We start from the raw sequence: 16,921 nt of genomic DNA, 5'->3' as shown, positions 1-16,921 counted from the left end.
GTATGAATATCTCCTGTGCCCTGTCTGCGACCAAAGGCCGCCCGCGCGAATTCGATCTCGATGTCGCGCTGGCGGCGGCGCTGCGCGTGTTCTGGGAACATGGCTACGAAGCGGCGTCGATGTCCGAGCTGACCGCGGCGATGGGCATCACCAAACCCAGCCTGTATGCCGCGTTCGGCAATAAGGAAGCGTTGTTCCACAAGGCGCTCGATCTCTACGAACGCGAAAAGCTCACTTTCATGAGCACTGCGCTCGAGGCGCCGACCGCGCGCGGCGTGGCCGAACGGCTGCTGCGCGGTGTGCTGCAGATGCAGATGAGCACATGCGACCCCAAGGGCTGCCTGGGCGTGATCAGCAGCGTGGCGTGCGGCGCCGAAGCGGCGCCGATCAAGGCGGAAGTGGTCAAGCGTCGCGCCTCCTCCACCGCCGCATTGATCGCGCGCTTCCAGCAGGCCAAGGATGCCGGCGAATTGCCCGAGGGCATGGAGGCAGATGCCTTGGTCAACTACGTCGTCGCGCTGATGCAAGGCATCGCGTTACAGGGCGGATCGGGCGCGACATGCGAGCAGCTGCAGCAACTGGTCGACACCGCAATGGCGATGTGGCCGACGCGCTAGCGCGCGACAGCGCCGGACGTTCGCCTACGCTACCGATCGTTATAAAAAGCGGTTGACGGCCGCTGGGTCGTTTAATATACCGCCTGGTACGGAACGGGCCTGACCCCGTATTGCTGCATTATTATCAAGGCGCCTCTCGCACGGCCGCTGCCCGAACCATCGGGCGGCGCACCGCTCGATGACCGCTCGTGTCTAAAGGGGACATGCCATGGCCTATCTCGATCTCGACAACATGTTTCCCGCCCCCGCGCGCTGCCGCGCCGAGAGCGCCACCGGCACGACTGTATCGACCGGCTTCACCGCACTCGAATGGAGCGTGATCGCGCTCGCGCGTAACGATAGCCTGTCCAGCCTGGCCACCCCCGGCCGCATGTCGCGCGCGATCGGCAGCGTGTTTGGGCTGGGCACCAAATCGCGGCTCGCCGATCCCCGGCTCGAAGCGCTGCGCCGCCTCGCCGTCTATGCCTGGCGCCGCGGCTTCGCGCTGCCGATCGACGAGATCAGGAATTTCGTCGCCGCCGGGTTCAGCGAAGCGCAGATCGAGACACTGGTGACCAGCGTCACCGGGTTGCGCCGCGACGCCAGCCGCCGCCCGCGCTAAGGCGCGGTCACTCCAGATCCGGCCCCAGCGCCGGATCCAGATCGCGCGGGCGAATGAAGCGCGTCAGCATCGCGCGGTCCGCGCCAACCTCGGCCCAGGCGCCGTCGAAGGTCAGTTCGGCGGTGCTGGCGGTGGGGAATTTCTCCTCCAGCGTATCGCGCAAGTCGCTCGCCGAATCGTCCGGCACCAGCATCAGCACGAGATCCTCCAGCCCCGGATTGTGCCCGATCATCAGCACATGTTCGGCGGTCTCCGGCAAATCGTGGATCACGTCGAGCAAGGTCACCGCCGAGGCGAGATAGATGCGGCGATCCTCGACCGCCGCGAGATCGCTGCCATAACCCGACACGAGATGGGTGATCGTCTCTGCCACGCGCAGCGCGGGCGAGGCGACGACATGATCGAAAGCCAGCCCCAGCCCGCGCCAATGCTTGCCGACGGCGGCGGCGGCGCGCTTGCCCTTGCCGTTGAGCGGACGATCCACGTCCCGCGTAACCGTGTCGTTCCAGCCCGATTTGGCATGGCGAAGCAGCGTCAGCGTTTTCATGGGCTCTCCGTCAGGCGTCCAGCGCCGCCTCATGCACCAGCGGCGCGGGCGAAGGAAGCCGCGACGCGCGCAGCACCGCTTCGTCCAGCGTGACGCGCTCGATTGTCACGCCCGGCGGAAACGCGCGGAGCAGCCGCGAGGGCATCGCAGCGGACAGCAACACGAACATGCCGCGATCGTCGGCGCGTCGAATCAGCCGCCCGAACGCCTGCGCCAATCGCGCGCGGACGATGCGATCGTCATAGGCGCTGCCTCCACCGGCCAGCCGCCGCGCCGCATGCAGCACGGTCGGCTTGGGCCAGGGCACGCCCTCCATCACCACCAGGCGGAGCGAATCGCCCGGCACATCGACGCCGTCGCGCAGCGCATCGGTGCCGAGCAACGAGGCGCTGGCATCGTCGCGGAAAATATCGATCAGCGTGCCGGTATCGATCGGATCGACATGCTGCGCATAGAGCGGCAGCCCGTCGCGCGCGAGCCGATCGGCGATCCGCGCGTGCACACCGCGCAGCCGCCGGATCGCGGTGAACAGGCCGAGCATCCCGCCATGGCTGGCGCAGCCCAGCCGCGCATAAGCATTGGCCAGTGCGCCCATATCGCCGCGCTTCACGTCGGTAACAATCAGCACTTCGGCCTGCGTGGCATAATCGAACGGCGACAGCGCCTCGAACCGGCTGGCGCCGCGCAGCAGATGGTTAGCGCCGGTGCGCGCTTCTGCCACGTCCCATTCCCCGCCACCGCGCAACGTCGCCGACGTCACCAGCGCGCCATGCGCCGGCTTCAGCACCGTCTCGGCAAACGGCTTGCTCGGATCGAGCCAGTGGCGGTGCAGCCCCATGTCATATTCGCGCCCCTCGACGCGATCGACCGCCAGCCAGTCGACGAAATCGGGCGAGGCCGGGCCGCCGACACGCGCGAGCAGCGACACCCACGCCGCCACCGTCTCGGCGCGCCAGCCGATCGAGGCGATCGCCCCCTCGATCCGCGCCCGCGCCGGCCCGTCCATCCAGTCCGGCGCCTCGGCCAGCACGGCTTCCAGCCGCCGCCCCAGCGTCACCAGTGGCCGCACCAGATCATCCAGCGCCTGCGCCGCCGGCCCCGCCGCCTCGACCAGCGCCGCATCGGGCTCGGCCAGTTCGGTCTCCAGCCCATAGCCGGCATCCCCCGCCGCCTCGGCGCGCGCATAGGTCAGGCCCCGCACCGCCGCGAGCAACGTCTCGATCGGCCCGAACGGCGCGCCTTCGCCGACCCGCTGCAGCCAGCCATCCGCGGCCAGCGCCTGCGCCGCGATCACCGCCTCGCCGATCGCGCGCGCGCCGCCCTCGTCATAGCTCGCCACGTCGGAAAGGCGTGCCTGCAGCCCCCGCCGTCGCCCGCGCCCGCCCGATTCGGGGCCGAGAATCCAGCGCCGGATCTCGATCGTCTCCTGCCCGGTAAGCGCGGTGGAGAACATCGAATCCGCCGCATCGAAGATATGATGCCCCTCGTCGAACACATAGCGTGTCGGGCGCGTGGTCAGCTCGCGCCCGCGCGCGGCGTTGACCATCACCAGCGCATGATTGGCGATCACGATATCCGCCTCGCTGCTCGCCCGCGCGGCGCGCTCGATGAAGCATTTGCGGTAATGCGGGCAGCCGGCATAGACGCATTCGCCGCGCCGATCGGTCAGCGCCGTCGAGCCGTTGCGGCGGAACAGCGTGGGCAGCCAGCCGGGCAGATCGCCGCCGACCATATCGCCGTCGGCGCTATACGCCGCCCAGCGCGCCACCAGCTGCGCCAGCACCGCGGCGCGGTTTTGGAACCCGCCTTGCAACGCATCCTCCAGATTGAGCAGGCACAGGTAATTCTCGCGCCCCTTGCGCGTCACCACCTTCTGCTTGCGCACCGCGGCATCGGGGAACAGGCGCGCGCTTTCCTGCCCCAATTGCCGCTGCAGCGCCTTGGTGAAGGTCGACACCCACACCGCGCCGCCGGCCTTCTCCGCCCACAGCGACGCGGGCGCCAGATAGCCCAGCGTCTTGCCGATCCCCGTCCCCGCCTCGGCCAGCACCATGTTGGGCGATTCGCGCACCATGCGCGGTGAAAAGGCATCCATCGCCGCCTGCGCAAACGCGCGCTGCCCGGGGCGCTGCTCGGCCGCCGATCCGGTCAGGTGCGCCAGCCGCGCCTGCGTCTCTTCGCCATCCAGCGTGATCGTACGCGGCTGCGGGCGGGGCGCGGTTTCCGACCATTCGGGCAGCTTCGAGAATAGCCAGCGCTCGGCTTCCGCGGGCTTGGTCAGATGATCGCCGATCACCGGCGCCCACGGCCAGCGCAGGCGGAACAGCGACTGCGCGGACATCCACGCGCCTTCCTTTTCCGGCCAGTCGCCCTTGGGCAGATCGAGCAGCGCCTGCGCCGCCGCGCGCAGGAAGGCAGCGACATCCTCGTCGCGCGCCGGCGTCTCCAGCCCCGTCGCGCGCGCCAGCCCACGCGGCGTCGGCACCATGAACCGCGCCGGGCACATGAAGGCGAACAATTCGAGCACATCGAGCCCGGCCAGCTCGGCATAGCCGAGCCGCTGCCCGACCAGCGCCGCGTTGAGCACGATCACCGGCGTATCCGCGGCGATGCGGATCGCCTCGCCACGCCCGATCGGCCGCGTGCCCTCATCGGTCGCGATCCAGATGCCGCTATGGCTGGCGTGGAGGGCAGGATAGCGGAGACTCGTCACCCAGCGACAGTGGCGCGCACGGAACGAAATGGCAACGGTTTCCGGGACCCATCCATGCGACCGTCACCCCAGCGAAAGCTGGGGTCTTGATGAGGCGCGCGCGGCACCCGCCCCAGGGATACCCCAGCTTTCGCTGGGGTGACGGTAATGGCTGGGGTTACGATTTTGCCCAAGGGATGACGAATCCCGCACTTCCCGCTAGAGCCCCCTGATGACGACTGACCTGCGCACCGCCGCTCTCGATTCCAAAGCCTGGCCCTACGAAGAAGCGCGCAAGCTGCTTAAGCGCTATCCCGATGGCGCGCCCGCCAAGGGCCATGTGCTATTCGAAACGGGTTATGGCCCGTCGGGCCTGCCGCATATCGGCACGTTCAACGAAGTGCTGCGCACCACGATGGTGCGCCGCGCGTTCGAAACCCTGTCCGACATCCCCACGCGGCTGATCGCGTTCAGCGACGATATGGATGGCCTGCGCAAGGTGCCAGACAATGTGCCGAACAAGGAAATGCTGACCGAGCATCTCGGCAAGCCGCTGACGCGCATCCCCGATCCGTTCGGCACGCACGAAAGCTTCGCCGCGCATAACAATGCGCTGCTGCGCGAATTCCTCGATCGCTTCGGCTTTGAGTATGAGTTCGTCTCGTCGACCGATTATTATGCCGACGGCACGTTCGACGACGCGTTGAAGGGCGTCCTGCGCCACTATCAGGGGATCATGGATGTGATGCTGCCGACGCTGCGCAAGGAACGCCAGGCGACCTATTCGCCGGTCCTGCCGGTCAGCCCCAAGAGCGGCATCGTGCTGCAGGTGCCGATCGAGGTGCTCGATGCCGACACCGGCATGATCGCGTTCATCGATGAGGGCGAACGGATCGAGCAATCGATCCTCGGCGGGCAGGCCAAGCTGCAGTGGAAGGTCGATTGGGCGATGCGCTGGGTCGCGCTCGGCGTCGATTACGAGATGGCGGGCAAGGATCTGATCGATTCGGTCACGCAAAGCTCGAAGATCGCGCGCGTGCTCGGCGGGCGCCCGCCCGAGGGGTTCAATTACGAGATGTTCCTCGACGAGAAGGGCGAGAAGATCTCCAAGTCGAAAGGCAATGGCCTCAGCCTCGATCAGTGGCTGACCTACGGCCCCGACGAGAGCCTGGCCTTCTACATCTATCGCGAGCCCAAAAAGGCCAAGGCGCTGCACCTCGGGCTTATCCCACGCGCGGTCGACGATTATTGGGGCTTCCGCGAAAAATATCCGCATCAGCCGGTCGAGCAGCAGCTCGGCAACCCGGTGCACCATATCCATAACGGCCCGCCCCCCGCCGAGACGCTGCCGGTAACGTTCGGGCTGCTGCTCAATCTGGTCGGCGTGATGGGTGATGCCACCAAGGAGCAGGTATGGGGCTATCTGGCCAATTATGTGCCCGATGCGACGCCTGAGGCCTATCCCGCGCTGGACGACCTGATCGGCTATGCGCTGGCCTATGGTCGCGACTTCGTGACGCCGACGCTCAAGCGCCGCGCGCCTGCGGGCATCGAGGTCGCCGCGCTGGAACGGCTCGATGCCGATCTGGCAGGGCTGGCGGCGGATGCGCGGCCCGAGGATATCCAGAACATCGTCTATGAAATCGGCAAGAGCCAGTTCGGCGACGCGGGCGGGTTCGAGAACCTGCGCGACTGGTTCAAGGCGCTGTACGAAACGCTGCTCGGCTCCGAGCAGGGCCCGCGCATGGGCAGCTTCATCGCGCTCTACGGCATCGACAATACGCGCAAACTGATCGCCGAGGCACTGGGGCGGTAAGTTGCCCCCTCTTCGTCACCCCGGACTAGATCCGGGGTGACAGTTGAGGATTACCCCGCCGGCAACCCCGCCAGAAACCCGCGCACCGCATCCGAAATCGCCACCGGCCGATGCGTCGCCAGATCGACGTTCACGCTGACCATCTGGATCACGCAGTGCAGTTCGCCGGTCACCGCGTGGCACAATTCGAAGCGCTTGGTGATGCTCGTGCCGCCGATCTTTTCCACGCGCACGAACGCCTCGATCTCGTCGCCCCACACGAAGGGCTTCAGATAATCGATCTCGCTGCGCCGCACGTGAAATTCGCTCATCGCCCATTCCGGCAGCGCCGCGGCAATCCCGCTCCAGCTCCAGAACTCGCTCACCGCGACATCGGCATATTCGAGATAGCGTGAGTTGAAGACGATCTTCTGCCCGTCAATCTCGGCATAGCGCACCTTGAACCGGGTCGAGAATGCAAATCCCTCCCTCATGCGGGCGTCACCGGTGATCCGGCTTGCGCCGGTTGGCCCAGCGCAAACCGCTCCATGATCCACACTTCGGCATCGTTCCAGTCGTCGATCCGCGCATGCGCCGCTGGCGCCTTTGGCACATGCGGCGCGAGTGCGGGTTCGGACACCATGTGTAGCCGGTGTACGGCGGGGGCATGCTCCGCCACCGACTGGTGATGCACCGCGAGATCATCGACGAACACGGTGACGGGATTGCCATGCTCCGCCATGAGGCGGGCGACGGGGTCGCCCTTGCCGCCCTGGTTGCAATCGACGCGGTGATCGATGCCGAATTTGGCCAGCTGCGCGATGCGCGGCTGGCGGCAATGATCCTGCAAATTGGTCAGGATCACGATGTCGGCGGTTTCCGCCAACGCCGCCAGCGCTTCGCGCGCATGCGGCACCAGCGTCTGGCGATCCATCTCGCCCGGGAAGAACCCGTCGAGCATGCCCCACATATCCTCGCGCGACAGCGGCGGCCCGCCGTCCCGCCTGGTCATGCTGTTGGCGAAATCGCCGCCGGCGAGCGCGAAATCGATATCGTGCGTCTCGCCCAGCCAGGTGCCGAAATGCCGCACCATATGCAGCAGCACTTCGTCGCAATCGCAGATTAGCAGCGGCCTCATGCTTCCGGCTCCCCGCCATCCAGTGCGGCGCGCGCGGCGACCAGGGCGGCGGGCGTCACCTCCAGCCCCTCGGCGCAGGCCAGCAAATCGGGCTCGTAATTCTCCAGGAAACCAAGCACCGCGGCCAGCACGGCGGGTTCGCCCGCGCGGGCGCGCAGATCCTGCGGGTCGAGCCCGGTCGTATCCAGCAGCCGCTGCGCGCGATCCTGCTCGCCCAGCGTCCACACCAGTGCGCGCAGCGCCAGCGCGCCCGCGTCTTCGTTTGTCTCGCGCGCGCGCATTGCCTATCACTCTCTCGCATGACGGTAAGGAATGGCGCGGACGTGGCGAAAAAGGTGCTCGTTGTCGAGGACAATGAACTCAATTTAAAGCTGTTCTGCGATCTGCTGCGGGCGCACCACTATCTCACGCAAGGGGTCCGTGACGGTCGCCAGGCCGTTGCGCAGGCACGGGAATTCGCGCCCGATCTGATCATCATGGACATCCAGCTGCCGCACGTCAGTGGCTTCGAACTGATCGGCCACCTAAAAGCCGACGCCTCCCTCCGCACGATTCCGATCATGGCGGTGACGGCGTATGCCGGGCGCGAGGATGAGGAGCGCATCCGCGGCGCGGGCGCGGATGCCTATGTCTCCAAGCCGATCTCGCTCGCGCGCTTCGTCGAATCGGTGCGCGCGCTGCTCTAGGCTTGGCGTCCCCGGATATGGGTCGCACACGCAAAAGCCGCAAGGGGCTGCCCCTGCGGCTTGCGACCGGCGTCTGCCGGAATCAGGTAACCCGCGCGAAGCGGCTTACTTGATCTTCGTTTCCTTGAACTCGACATGCTTGCGCACGACGGGATCATATTTCTTGAACGAGAGCTTCTCGGTCTTGGTGCGCGGGTTCTTCTTCGTGACATAGAAGAAGCCGGTGTCTGCCGAGCTCAGCAGCTTGATCTTGACGGTTGTTGGCTTGGCCATGAGCCCGGTTCCTGAATCTGTAAAAAAGCAAAGAGCGGCGAACAAGCCGCCGCTCACAAGCCGCGTCCGTTGGCCCAAAGGGTATCGCAAGTCAAGCCAAACGCGCATCCAAGCCGCCGTTCAGCCGTTGAAGCGCACGATTGTGGCGGCGTTTCGTATCACGGTGACGCACGATCCGATCAAGCGCCGCGCGGTGGCGCGAATCGGCCGGGCGGTTCGCGCGCCGGTTTGCCCGGCGTTGCGCCGACCGGATCGCTCGTGCCGGCGTTCTCGCGGGGGGCGATCAGACTGATCCAGAATTTGATTGGCGCGGCGCGGAGCGTTTGCTTCACTCGAATCGTTGTCGCAACGACCCTTCAAGGAGAATTCCCATGGCCGAACCCGCAGCACCGCTGAAAACGCCGACCGATATCCAGAGCAACGCCGCCAAATCGGTCGCCGAATCGCTGAACGGCATCCTTGCCGACAGCTTTGCACTGTATTTCAAGACGAAGAATTTCCACTGGCACGTCTCCGGCCCGCATTTCCGCGATTATCATTTGATGCTGGATGATCAGGCGACCCAGATCCTCGGCACCACCGATGCGATCGCCGAACGCGTGCGCAAGACCGGCAACACCACGCTGCGCTCGATCGGCGACATTGCCCGCCACCAGACGATCAAGGACAATGACGCACCGTTCGTCAGCGCGACCGACATGCTGATCGAGCTGCGCGAGGATAATCTCAAGCTCGTCGAAGCGCTGCGCGAAGCCAAGGATATCGTCGACGAGGCCAAGGACAACGCCACCAGCGGCATTCTCGACGAGTGGACCGATCTCGCCGAAGAACGCGCCTGGTTCCTATTCGAAGCCAGCCGCAAGGGCTAAGCACCGATCCCGGCCCCGCATCGCCCCCGTGCGGGGCGATGCCCAGCCCAGCACTCCCTCATGACCATTCCGGAACAACCGCTGGCGTCCGGTGGTTGGTCAATCACCACTATCGGAGAGTTGCCATGTTGCGTTGGGCTATCATCTTTCTCGTCATCGGGCTGGTCATGTCGGTGCTGGGCTTTGGCGGCGTCGGCGGCGCCTTTGTCGGGATCGCCAAGATCCTTTTCTTCGTCGCCATTGCCATCTTCGTGATCCTGCTCGTGCTCGGCCTGCTGGCCGGCAAGGGCATCAAGAACGCGATCGATTAACCGCGTCGCGTCGCCGGGCCGAGGGTCACCACCCACAGGTCCGGCGGCGCGCCGAACCGCACCGGCACGATGCTGGTGCCAAGCCCGCCGGTCACGATCAGCAACCGCCGCCGCACGCGCGCCACACCGCACAGCAGCAGGTCCTGCCGCTCGGTCAGCGTGGAGAGCGGGCCGAGCGCGCCCAGCACGATCTGTCCGCAATGCGTATGCCCGGCGAACAGCGGCTCGCCGCTGCGCCGCATCCAGCTCGCCACGCCCGGCGCGTGGGACAGCAGGATGCGCGCCCCGGCGAATCGCTCCATGCTGCGGAACGTGGCGTTGGGACTGGCATGCGCGGTGACCTCGTCACTGATCCCCCCGATCACCAAGGGCCCCCGCTGCACTGCGCGATTGGTCAATTCGGTGATTTGCGCGGTCGCCAACAGCCGCGAGACGACGACAGGATCGGTATCGTAATCGTGATTGCCCAGCACCGCGATCACGCCAAGCGGCGCCGACAGCCGGCCGAGTTCGCGCGCCAGCCCCGGCGCGACGGCACGCGCCGTGGCCGCGTCGTGGCCGAAGATGAAATCGCCCGCCAGCAGGATCAGATCCGGGCGCTGCGCCCGCACCTGATCCACGATACCGTGCAGCCGCTGCGCGTCCATCGCCATGCTGCCGCTATGGATATCGCTCATCAGCAACACGCGCACCGGCGCCGCGCCACGCGGCCAATCGGCCAGCGCGATCCGCGCCGTGCGCACGATCGGTGCCCGCCGCGCATTGGACAGGCCGAGCCAGAAGGCCAGCAGTCCTACGAACAGCAGGCTCACGATGACGATCAGCAGCTTTCTCATCGGCCGACGCCTAGCGGGAGCCAGTCGTATACGCCATGCGTTAGCGCGATATGCGCGCCTTTGCTGACCTGCTCGATGCCCTGATCTACACGCGGTCGCGCAATGCGAAAGTGAAGCTGATCGGCGATTACCTGCGCGCCACGCCCGATCCCGATCGCGGCTGGGGGCTCGCCGCGCTGACCGGCGATCTCGATCTCCCGGGCGTGAAGCCGGCGGTGATCCGCGCGCTGATCGAAGCACGCGTCGATCCGGTGCTGTACCGGATGAGCCGCGAGTATGTCGGCGACAGTGCGGAAACGATCGCCTTGTTGTGGCCAAAGCCGCCCGTCCCGCCCCCCGAAGCCGCGCCGCTGAGCATCGGCCAGGCAGTCGATACGCTCAATGCACTGGCGCGCTCCGATGCTCCGGCAGCGCTCGCCGGCATGCTCGATCGGCTCGATGCCGAGGAGCGTTTCGCCTTGCTCAAGATGGCCACCGGCGCGCTGCGCATCGGTGTCTCCGCACGGCTCGCCAAGACCGCGCTGGCCACTGCCTTCGGTCTGGATGTCGAGGCGGTCGAGGAAGTGTGGCATGGCATCGATCCGCCCTATGCCAGCCTGTTCGCCTGGGCCGAGGGCACGGGCGCGCAACCCACTGCGGCCGATGTGCCCGTGTTTCGCCCGTTCATGCTGGCGCACCCGCTGGACGAGCTGCGCGTCGATCTCACGGACTATGCCGCGGAATGGAAATGGGACGGCATCCGCGTGCAGATCGTCCATGTCGCGGGCGAGACGCGGCTGTTCAGCCGCACCGGCGATGACGTGACCGGCAGTTTCCCCGATGTCGCACGCGCCTTCTCCACCCCCGGGGTGATCGACGGCGAATTGCTCGTCAAAGGCGAGCATCAGGGCGGCACGCTGGAGGATGGCGGCGGCGCCGCCAGCTTCAACGCGCTGCAGCAGCGGCTCGGGCGCAAGACCGTCTCGAGCAAGATGCTGAGCGATTACCCCGCCTTCGTCCGCGTCTACGATATCCTGTTCGATGGCGCGGAGGATCTGCGCGAACTGCCCTGGACCGAACGCCGCGCGCGGCTCGAGGCGTTCGTGCCGCAGCTCGATCCCGATCGCTTCGATCTCAGCCAGGTGATCGAGGCGACCGACTTTACCGAGCTGGAAGGCATCCGCGCCGGCGCGCGCGATGCGGCGATCGAAGGCGTCATGCTCAAGCGCCGCGATTCACCCTATGTCACCGGCCGCCGCGTCGGGCTGTGGTACAAATGGAAGCGCGATCCGCTGACCGCCGATTGCGTGATGATGTATGCCCAACGCGGCTCGGGCCGGCGCTCATCCTTCTACAGCGATTATACGTTCGGCTGCTGGACGGAGGACGGCGAGTTGCTTCCCGTCGGCAAGGCCTATTCGGGCATCACCGATGAGGAATTGAAGTTCCTCGACAAGTTTGTGCGCAACAATACGTTGAACCGATTCGGACCAGTCCGGGAAGTCGAACGCGCGCTGGTGCTGGAGATCGCGTTCGATTCGATCCACGAATCGAAGCGCCACAAATCCGGCGTCGCCATGCGCTTCCCGCGCATCGCGCGCATCCGCACCGACAAGCCGGCGGCCGAAGCCGATACGGTCGCGGCGCTCAAACGGCTGATCGTTTAGCAAAAGCGGATTTCGCACGAAGCCGCACAGCCGCAAAGATGATGCGTCCGCCCGCACCGCGGCTATAAATCGTCAATCACACGCGAACGCCGGTATCGGCGATGGCCGCGCCGCGACACCTTGGCGTCTTCGCGTCTTAGCGCGAAACCCCTTCCGCAGCCGCCACGCACACACCCAAAGAAAAACCCGGCGGACCGCCAGGGTCCGCCGGGTTTTCTCAGATCACTGATCGAACCGCTTACGCGATCGACGTCAGGTTTACCGCTGCATGCTTGCCACGACGATCGACTTCGAGCTCGAATTCGAGCCGGTCGCCTTCGTTCAGGCTGGTCATGCCGCCGCGCTCTACGGCGGAGATGTGCACGAACGCATCGGGCTGCCCGTCATCGCGCTGAATGAAGCCGAAGCCCTTCATCGCGTTGAAGAACTTGACCGTTCCGGTAGCCTTCTCGCCGGTCAGCTGGCGCTGCGGTGCGCCGCCCTGGGCGCCGCCCCGCGGGCCATCATTGCCGCCGGCTTCACGCTCGCGCGGCGGGCCGCGGTCGGTGACAGCCATCGGCTCGCCGTCGATCTTGAGATCGGTCGCCGAAATGCGGCCGCCACGATCAACCAGGGTAAAGCCCAACGGCTGACCCTCGGCCAGACCAGTCAGGCCAGCCTGCTCGACTGCGCTGATGTGCACGAACACGTCCTCGCCGCCATCATCGCGCACGACAAAGCCGAAGCCCTTCTGCCCGTTGAAAAATTTGACCACGCCGGTGCCTTCACCAACGACCTGGGGCGGCATGCCGCGCCCGGCGCCGCCGCCGCCGGGTGCGCCACCGAAGCCGCCGCCACCGCCGCTGCGAAAGCCGCCGCCGCTCGGTGCGCCGCCGCCGAAGCGATCACCGCCGCCGCCGCCGCCGAAGCGATCACCACCGCCACCGAAACGATCGCCGCCGCCACCGCCAAAGCGATCGCCGCCGCCGCCGAAGCTGCTGCCGCTGTTAAAATCATCGCCGCCGAAGCCGTCGCGCTTGTCGCGGCCACGCCCACCGCGATCCCCGCGGCGTCCTTTATCGAAACTCATGCCCTGTTCGTCTTCCCGGCTCGTCCAACATGCCTAACGAAACCACATCGCCGGACGAATAGCGCGGGTCTCGGAGCACCAAACCGATCGTGCCACAGAGTCGGTTTAGCCTAAAAAAAGCAGGGCTGCGAATAAATTCGTCCAAAATGCGGCATAGTTTAAATCGCTGCATTGCAACGGCGGCTTCCGCCCGGCACATGCATCCCCATGTCGCTATTAGAATTGCTCGCCGATCCCGCCACTTGGGCGGCACTCGCCACCTTGATCGTGCTCGAAGTCGTGCTCGGGATCGACAATCTGATCTTCATTTCAATTCTGTCGAATAAATTGCCGCCGGCACAACAGAATAAGGCGCGCAAGCTGGGTATTGCACTGGCGCTGGTGCTGCGACTCGCGCTGTTGTCGATGATTGCGTGGATCGCCGGGCTGACAGTGCCGGTATTCGATCTGGGCCTTCAGGGTGCTCCCGGGCTGGGCGGCGCGCCGTCGTTCGAAACGGCGTTTTCGTGGCGTGACCTGATCCTCATTGCCGGTGGGCTATTCCTGCTGTGGAAAGCCACCAAAGAAATTCATCACACGATGGATCCCGAGCCGACCGGCACGCAAATGGACAAAAAGGGTCACAAGGCGCTCAGCTTCGGTGCGGCGATCGCGCAGATTCTGGCGCTCGATCTGGTCTTCTCGATCGATTCGATTTTGACCGCGATCGGCATGACGGACGATCTGCCGGTAATGATCATCGCCGTGATAGTGGCGGTGGGCGTGATGCTGATTGCCGCCACGCCGCTCGCCAATTTCATTGAGGCCAACCCGACGGTGGTGATGCTGGCGCTGGGTTTCCTGCTGATGATCGGTGCGGTGCTGATCGCCGACGGCTTCGGCGTGCATGTGCCCAAAGGCTATATCTATGCCGCAATGGCCTTTTCCGCCGGCGTCGAGATGCTCAACATCCTGGCGCGCCGGCGCCGCGAGCGGCGCAATAGCGCGGCAACGCGCCATTGAGCGTTCATCCGTTCCCCGCTAGGCGGATCGGATGACCGTATATCTCCACGAAGAAGACATCCCCGCCGGCCTGTTCGCAGATGGCGTTGATATTGCCGTTGATACCGAAACGATGGGCCTCCTCACCCCCCGCGATCGCCTGTGCCTCGTGCAGCTTTCGGATGGCGGCCCGGATGAGCATCTCGTGCGCTTTTCGCCCGCCAGTGATTACGAAGCCCCCAATTTGCGCGCCTTGCTGGCTGATCCCGACCGTGTGAAGCTCTATCATTTCGGGCGCTTCGATCTGGCCGCGATCGATCATTATCTGGGCGTCACCGCCGCGCCGGCATATTGCACCAAGATCGCCTCACGCCTGGTGCGCACCTATACCGATCGCCACGGGCTGAAGGAGCTCGTCCGCGAATTGCTCCAGACCGATATCTCCAAGGCGCAGCAATCCTCCGATTGGGGCGGGCCGGTGCTGAGCGACGCGCAGAAGGATTATGCCGCGTCCGACGTGCGCTATCTGCACCGCTTGCGCGAGGAGCTCGACCGCCGGCTGGCGCGCGAGGGCCGGACTGAGCTGGCGCAGGCCTGTTTCGATTTCCTGCCGCACCGCGCCGCGCTCGATCTCGCCGGCTGGCCGGAAACGGATATCTTCGCGCATGTCTGACATTGCGGCGCGGGTCCGCTCCGAGCGACAGATATGGGCCGCGCCCGGCAGCAGCCACGATCGTTTCGTGCGCTTCTCCGCCTTTGCGCTGCCCGTCGCGATCGGCGTGCTCGCGGCATTTCTGGTCATGGCGCCGCTGACCACGCGCGGCGATGTTTCCTTCCTGCTCGACAAGAACAAGGTCGAGGTCGCCAAGGAACGCTTGCGGCTGCAAAGCGCGCGCTATCGCGGCGAGGATAATGAACGCCGCCCGTTCACGCTCACCGCCGGCTCCGCCGTGCAGCGCAGTTCCAGCGAACAGGTGGTGCAGCTCAACGCCTTGTCGGCCGAGCTGCAAATGCCCGAGGGCCCGGCGCGGCTGGTGGCCAATAAGGGCCATTACGACATGGCCAGCGAGCAAGTGAAGGTGGATGGTGCGGTCCGTTTCCAGGCCGCCAATGGCTATAAGATCGATACGCACGATGCCACGGTCGATCTCAAGACGCGCAAGCTGCAAAGCGGTGGCGCGGTGACCGGCACGGTGCCGCAAGGCAATTTCAGCGCGCAGAGCATGAAGGCCGATCTCGATACGCATGTCGTAACGTTGGACGGCAACGCCCGCTTGCGGATCGTGCCCGGAAGGAACAGATAAGCGCGATGCATATGTCTGTCCGTCTTTTCGCGCTCGTCGCCCTTGCCACTGCCGCGGGCGCGGCTGCGCAGACGCGGCACAATTCCAACGCGCCGATCGATTTCGGCGCCGATCATATCGAGTTGCAGGACAAGGCCAACCGCGCGGTGCTCGCCGGCAGCGTCACGGTGCGCCAGGCCGAGTTGACGCTGCGCGCCGCGCGCATGACCGTGTCCTATACCGGGCAGGTCGTTGATGGCTCGCCCCAGGTCTCGCGGCTCGATGCCTCGGGCGGCGTGGTCGTCACCCGTCCTGATCAGACGGCGCGCGGGCAATATGCGGTGTACGATCTAAACCGCCGCGTCGTCACCATGCTGGGCGCGGTCACGCTGGTGCAGGGTGGCAACACCGTGAATGGAGGGCGGCTGTCGATCAACCTCGATACGGGTCGGGCGGTGATCGACGGGTCCTCGGTCGGCGGCACGCGCACCGGCGCGGATGGCAGCACGACGACGGCGCCAGGCGGTCGCGTAACGGGGCGCTTCTCGGTGCCCAAGCGGAACTAGCCATTGCCGGTCGATGGCGCGTGATCGGCCTCACCCGTCACCCCGGACTTGTTCCGGGGTCTGCTGTGCCGGTTGCGTAGCGCCGCCGGTTTCGGTCATCGCAAGCCGCTTGGCGGAGCCCGGAACAGTCCGGGGTGACAGCGGAAACTTCTTTCCAACGCTTCCCACTTCCAACAATCCCCGGTTTGCGGCAATGTTTCCGCCAACCCCTGATGCGAGCACGGGCCTCTGATGACCGATACCGCGACCCTTGAGGCGATGCCGCCGATCCACGAAATGCCCAGCGGCACCGGCCTGTCGGTCGTGTCGATCGCCAAATCGTACGACAAGCGCGTCGTACTCACCGATGTGTCGGTCACGGTCGGGCGCGGCGAGGTGATCGGGCTGCTCGGCCCCAATGGCGCGGGCAAGACGACCTGCTTCTATTCGGTGATGGGGCTGGTGAAGCCCGATTCGGGCCGCATCATGCTGGATGGCGACGATATCACCGGGCTGCCGATGTATCGCCGCGCGATCCTGGGGCTCGGTTATCTGCCGCAGGAAACCAGCATCTTCCGCGGCCTGTCGGTCGAAAAGAACATCCTCACCGTGCTCGAATTGTCCGAACCCGACAAAGCGGCGCGCGCCGACCGGCTCGAACAATTGCTCGGCGAATTCGGCCTCACCCGCCTGCGTGATGCCCCCGCCATGGCGTTGTCAGGGGGCGAACGCCGCCGCGCGGAAATCGCCCGCGCGCTGGCCGCCGATCCCTCGATCATGCTGCTCGACGAGCCGTTCGCGGGGATCGATCCGATCTCGATCTCGGACATTCGCGATCTCGTCTGCCAGCTCAAGGATCGCGGTATCGGCGTGCTGATCACCGATCACAACGTGCGCGAAACGCTCGATATCGTCGATCGCGCGTATATCATCTATGATGGCCGCGTGCTGTTCACCGGCTCGCCGGCCGAGCTGGTCGCCGACGAAAGCGTCCGCCGCCTGTATCTCGGCGAGGGCTTCTCGCTCTAGCCG

21 protein-coding genes are annotated in these 16,921 nt (G+C 65.8%); 12 read left to right on the top strand and 9 right to left on the bottom strand.

Annotation, left to right across the window (positions count from 1 at the left end):
• The first annotated feature begins 2 nt into the window (after window positions 1–2).
• Together ABC969_RS07955 and ABC969_RS07950 are read left to right on the top strand one after the other, a co-directional pair.
• A complete protein-coding gene (locus tag ABC969_RS07955) occupies window positions 3–617 on the top strand; it encodes a TetR/AcrR family transcriptional regulator (protein ID WP_345864140.1) in 615 nt (204 codons plus the stop codon).
• 208 nt (window positions 618–825) lie between these two features.
• Window positions 826–1,218, top strand: coding sequence for a hypothetical protein (locus ABC969_RS07950; protein ID WP_345864139.1), 393 nt, complete (start codon window positions 826–828; stop codon window positions 1,216–1,218).
• Between the two features lie 7 nt (window positions 1,219–1,225).
• On the opposite strand, the gene ABC969_RS07945 is transcribed toward ABC969_RS07950, so the two are convergent.
• Window positions 1,226–1,765, bottom strand: a complete 540-nt coding sequence (locus tag ABC969_RS07945) for a SixA phosphatase family protein (RefSeq protein WP_345864138.1) — start codon at window positions 1,763–1,765, stop codon at window positions 1,226–1,228.
• Between the two features lie 10 nt (window positions 1,766–1,775).
• Window positions 1,776–4,478 carry an ATP-dependent DNA helicase gene (locus ABC969_RS07940; protein WP_345864137.1) on the bottom strand — a complete coding sequence of 901 codons (2,703 nt, stop codon included), beginning with the start codon at window positions 4,476–4,478 and terminating at the stop codon, window positions 1,776–1,778.
• A 211-nt stretch (window positions 4,479–4,689) separates the two neighbouring features.
• Between ABC969_RS07940 and ABC969_RS07935 the strand changes: the two genes are divergently transcribed.
• Window positions 4,690–6,273, top strand: coding sequence for a lysine--tRNA ligase (locus ABC969_RS07935; RefSeq protein WP_345864136.1), 1,584 nt, complete (start codon window positions 4,690–4,692; stop codon window positions 6,271–6,273).
• Window positions 6,274–6,323: 50 nt separating this feature from the next.
• On the opposite strand, the gene ABC969_RS07930 is transcribed toward ABC969_RS07935, so the two are convergent.
• Genes ABC969_RS07930 through ABC969_RS07920 form a run of 3 tightly spaced genes read right to left on the bottom strand, consistent with a single transcriptional unit; the run spans window position 6,324 to window position 7,671 of the window.
• Window positions 6,324–6,746: an acyl-CoA thioesterase gene (locus tag ABC969_RS07930; RefSeq protein WP_345864135.1), complete on the bottom strand. Its 423-nt coding sequence runs from the start codon at window positions 6,744–6,746 to the stop codon at window positions 6,324–6,326.
• Window positions 6,743–7,390: an HAD family hydrolase gene (locus ABC969_RS07925; protein WP_345864134.1), complete on the bottom strand. Its 648-nt coding sequence runs from the start codon at window positions 7,388–7,390 to the stop codon at window positions 6,743–6,745. The genes ABC969_RS07930 and ABC969_RS07925 overlap by 4 nt, the downstream gene beginning before the upstream one ends.
• Window positions 7,387–7,671: a DUF3572 family protein gene (locus ABC969_RS07920; protein WP_345864133.1), complete on the bottom strand. Its 285-nt coding sequence runs from the start codon at window positions 7,669–7,671 to the stop codon at window positions 7,387–7,389. Before ABC969_RS07920 ends, ABC969_RS07925 begins: the two co-directional genes overlap by 4 nt.
• Before the next feature lie 42 nt (window positions 7,672–7,713).
• On the opposite strand from ABC969_RS07920, the gene ABC969_RS07915 reads away from it, so the two are divergent.
• Window positions 7,714–8,076 (top strand): response regulator, encoded by a 363-nt coding sequence (locus ABC969_RS07915; protein ID WP_345864311.1) that lies wholly within the window; start codon window positions 7,714–7,716, stop codon window positions 8,074–8,076.
• 105 nt (window positions 8,077–8,181) lie between these two features.
• On the opposite strand, the gene rpmG is transcribed toward ABC969_RS07915, so the two are convergent.
• Both rpmG and ABC969_RS07905 read right to left on the bottom strand, forming a co-directional pair.
• Window positions 8,182–8,349 (bottom strand): 50S ribosomal protein L33, encoded by a 168-nt coding sequence (gene rpmG, locus ABC969_RS07910; protein ID WP_034157855.1) that lies wholly within the window; start codon window positions 8,347–8,349, stop codon window positions 8,182–8,184.
• Between the two features lie 179 nt (window positions 8,350–8,528).
• Complete coding sequence (locus ABC969_RS07905; RefSeq protein WP_345864132.1) at window positions 8,529–8,681, bottom strand: hypothetical protein; 153 nt, start codon at window positions 8,679–8,681, stop codon at window positions 8,529–8,531.
• A gap of 39 nt (window positions 8,682–8,720) precedes the next feature.
• Between ABC969_RS07905 and ABC969_RS07900 the strand changes: the two genes are divergently transcribed.
• Both ABC969_RS07900 and ABC969_RS07895 read left to right on the top strand, forming a co-directional pair.
• On the top strand, window positions 8,721–9,218 hold the full coding sequence (locus tag ABC969_RS07900) for a Dps family protein (RefSeq protein WP_345864131.1): 498 nt from the start codon (window positions 8,721–8,723) through the stop codon (window positions 9,216–9,218).
• Window positions 9,219–9,343: 125 nt separating this feature from the next.
• Window positions 9,344–9,529: a DUF1328 domain-containing protein gene (locus ABC969_RS07895; protein ID WP_345864130.1), complete on the top strand. Its 186-nt coding sequence runs from the start codon at window positions 9,344–9,346 to the stop codon at window positions 9,527–9,529.
• On the opposite strand, the gene ABC969_RS07890 is transcribed toward ABC969_RS07895, so the two are convergent.
• Window positions 9,526–10,365 (bottom strand): metallophosphoesterase, encoded by an 840-nt coding sequence (locus ABC969_RS07890; RefSeq protein WP_345864129.1) that lies wholly within the window; start codon window positions 10,363–10,365, stop codon window positions 9,526–9,528. The two genes, ABC969_RS07895 and ABC969_RS07890, sit on opposite strands and share 4 nt — an antisense overlap.
• Before the next feature lie 50 nt (window positions 10,366–10,415).
• On the opposite strand from ABC969_RS07890, the gene ABC969_RS07885 reads away from it, so the two are divergent.
• Complete coding sequence (locus ABC969_RS07885; RefSeq protein ID WP_345864128.1) at window positions 10,416–12,011, top strand: cisplatin damage response ATP-dependent DNA ligase; 1,596 nt, start codon at window positions 10,416–10,418, stop codon at window positions 12,009–12,011.
• 238 nt (window positions 12,012–12,249) lie between these two features.
• Here ABC969_RS07885 and ABC969_RS07880 read toward each other — a convergent pair whose 3' ends face one another.
• On the bottom strand, window positions 12,250–13,080 hold the full coding sequence (locus ABC969_RS07880; RefSeq protein ID WP_345864127.1) for a cold-shock protein: 831 nt from the start codon (window positions 13,078–13,080) through the stop codon (window positions 12,250–12,252).
• A 207-nt stretch (window positions 13,081–13,287) separates the two neighbouring features.
• Between ABC969_RS07880 and ABC969_RS07875 the strand changes: the two genes are divergently transcribed.
• The 5 genes from ABC969_RS07875 (at window position 13,288) to lptB (ending at window position 16,918) form a co-directional block, all read left to right on the top strand.
• Window positions 13,288–14,082 carry a TerC family protein gene (locus ABC969_RS07875; protein ID WP_345864126.1) on the top strand — a complete coding sequence of 265 codons (795 nt, stop codon included), beginning with the start codon at window positions 13,288–13,290 and terminating at the stop codon, window positions 14,080–14,082.
• A gap of 31 nt (window positions 14,083–14,113) precedes the next feature.
• Entirely contained in the window at window positions 14,114–14,734 is a 621-nt protein-coding gene (locus ABC969_RS07870) for a ribonuclease D (RefSeq protein WP_345864125.1), read from the top strand.
• The gene (gene lptC, locus ABC969_RS07865; protein ID WP_345864124.1) at window positions 14,727–15,365 is read left to right on the top strand and encodes an LPS export ABC transporter periplasmic protein LptC; all 639 of its coding nucleotides are present in this window, start codon (window positions 14,727–14,729) and stop codon (window positions 15,363–15,365) included. The genes ABC969_RS07870 and lptC overlap by 8 nt, the downstream gene beginning before the upstream one ends.
• Before the next feature lie 5 nt (window positions 15,366–15,370).
• The gene (locus ABC969_RS07860; protein WP_345864123.1) at window positions 15,371–15,910 is read left to right on the top strand and encodes an LptA/OstA family protein; all 540 of its coding nucleotides are present in this window, start codon (window positions 15,371–15,373) and stop codon (window positions 15,908–15,910) included.
• Window positions 15,911–16,141: 231 nt separating this feature from the next.
• Window positions 16,142–16,918 (top strand): LPS export ABC transporter ATP-binding protein, encoded by a 777-nt coding sequence (gene lptB / locus ABC969_RS07855; RefSeq protein ID WP_345864122.1) that lies wholly within the window; start codon window positions 16,142–16,144, stop codon window positions 16,916–16,918.
• Window positions 16,919–16,921 lie beyond the last annotated feature (3 nt).

The organism is Sphingomonas qilianensis (genome assembly GCF_039614825.1).
GTDB lineage: Bacteria > Pseudomonadota > Alphaproteobacteria > Sphingomonadales > Sphingomonadaceae > Sphingomonas > Sphingomonas qilianensis.
Note: the sequence above shows the minus strand (reverse complement) of the source record. Positions and strands in the feature narration are given on the sequence as shown.

Bases quoted from the DNA above. Each gene is read 5' to 3' on its own strand.
- ABC969_RS07955 (WP_345864140.1), top strand. From the start codon at position 3: ATGAATATCTCCTGTGCCCTGTCTGCGACCAAAGGCCGCCCGCGCGAA.
- ABC969_RS07950 (WP_345864139.1), top strand. From the start codon at position 826: ATGGCCTATCTCGATCTCGACAACATGTTTCCCGCCCCCGCGCGCTGC.
- ABC969_RS07945 (WP_345864138.1), bottom strand. From the start codon at position 1,765: ATGAAAACGCTGACGCTGCTTCGCCATGCCAAATCGGGCTGGAACGAC.
- ABC969_RS07935 (WP_345864136.1), top strand. From the start codon at position 4,690: ATGACGACTGACCTGCGCACCGCCGCTCTCGATTCCAAAGCCTGGCCC.
- ABC969_RS07930 (WP_345864135.1), bottom strand. From the start codon at position 6,746: ATGAGGGAGGGATTTGCATTCTCGACCCGGTTCAAGGTGCGCTATGCC.
- ABC969_RS07925 (WP_345864134.1), bottom strand. From the start codon at position 7,390: ATGAGGCCGCTGCTAATCTGCGATTGCGACGAAGTGCTGCTGCATATG.
- ABC969_RS07920 (WP_345864133.1), bottom strand. From the start codon at position 7,671: ATGCGCGCGCGCGAGACAAACGAAGACGCGGGCGCGCTGGCGCTGCGC.
- rpmG (WP_034157855.1), bottom strand. From the start codon at position 8,349: ATGGCCAAGCCAACAACCGTCAAGATCAAGCTGCTGAGCTCGGCAGAC.
- ABC969_RS07900 (WP_345864131.1), top strand. From the start codon at position 8,721: ATGGCCGAACCCGCAGCACCGCTGAAAACGCCGACCGATATCCAGAGC.
- ABC969_RS07895 (WP_345864130.1), top strand. From the start codon at position 9,344: ATGTTGCGTTGGGCTATCATCTTTCTCGTCATCGGGCTGGTCATGTCG.
- ABC969_RS07890 (WP_345864129.1), bottom strand. From the start codon at position 10,365: ATGAGAAAGCTGCTGATCGTCATCGTGAGCCTGCTGTTCGTAGGACTG.
- ABC969_RS07885 (WP_345864128.1), top strand. From the start codon at position 10,416: ATGCGCGCCTTTGCTGACCTGCTCGATGCCCTGATCTACACGCGGTCG.
- ABC969_RS07880 (WP_345864127.1), bottom strand. From the start codon at position 13,080: ATGAGTTTCGATAAAGGACGCCGCGGGGATCGCGGTGGGCGTGGCCGC.
- ABC969_RS07875 (WP_345864126.1), top strand. From the start codon at position 13,288: ATGTCGCTATTAGAATTGCTCGCCGATCCCGCCACTTGGGCGGCACTC.
- ABC969_RS07870 (WP_345864125.1), top strand. From the start codon at position 14,114: ATGACCGTATATCTCCACGAAGAAGACATCCCCGCCGGCCTGTTCGCA.
- lptC (WP_345864124.1), top strand. From the start codon at position 14,727: ATGTCTGACATTGCGGCGCGGGTCCGCTCCGAGCGACAGATATGGGCC.
- ABC969_RS07860 (WP_345864123.1), top strand. From the start codon at position 15,371: ATGCATATGTCTGTCCGTCTTTTCGCGCTCGTCGCCCTTGCCACTGCC.
- lptB (WP_345864122.1), top strand. From the start codon at position 16,142: ATGACCGATACCGCGACCCTTGAGGCGATGCCGCCGATCCACGAAATG.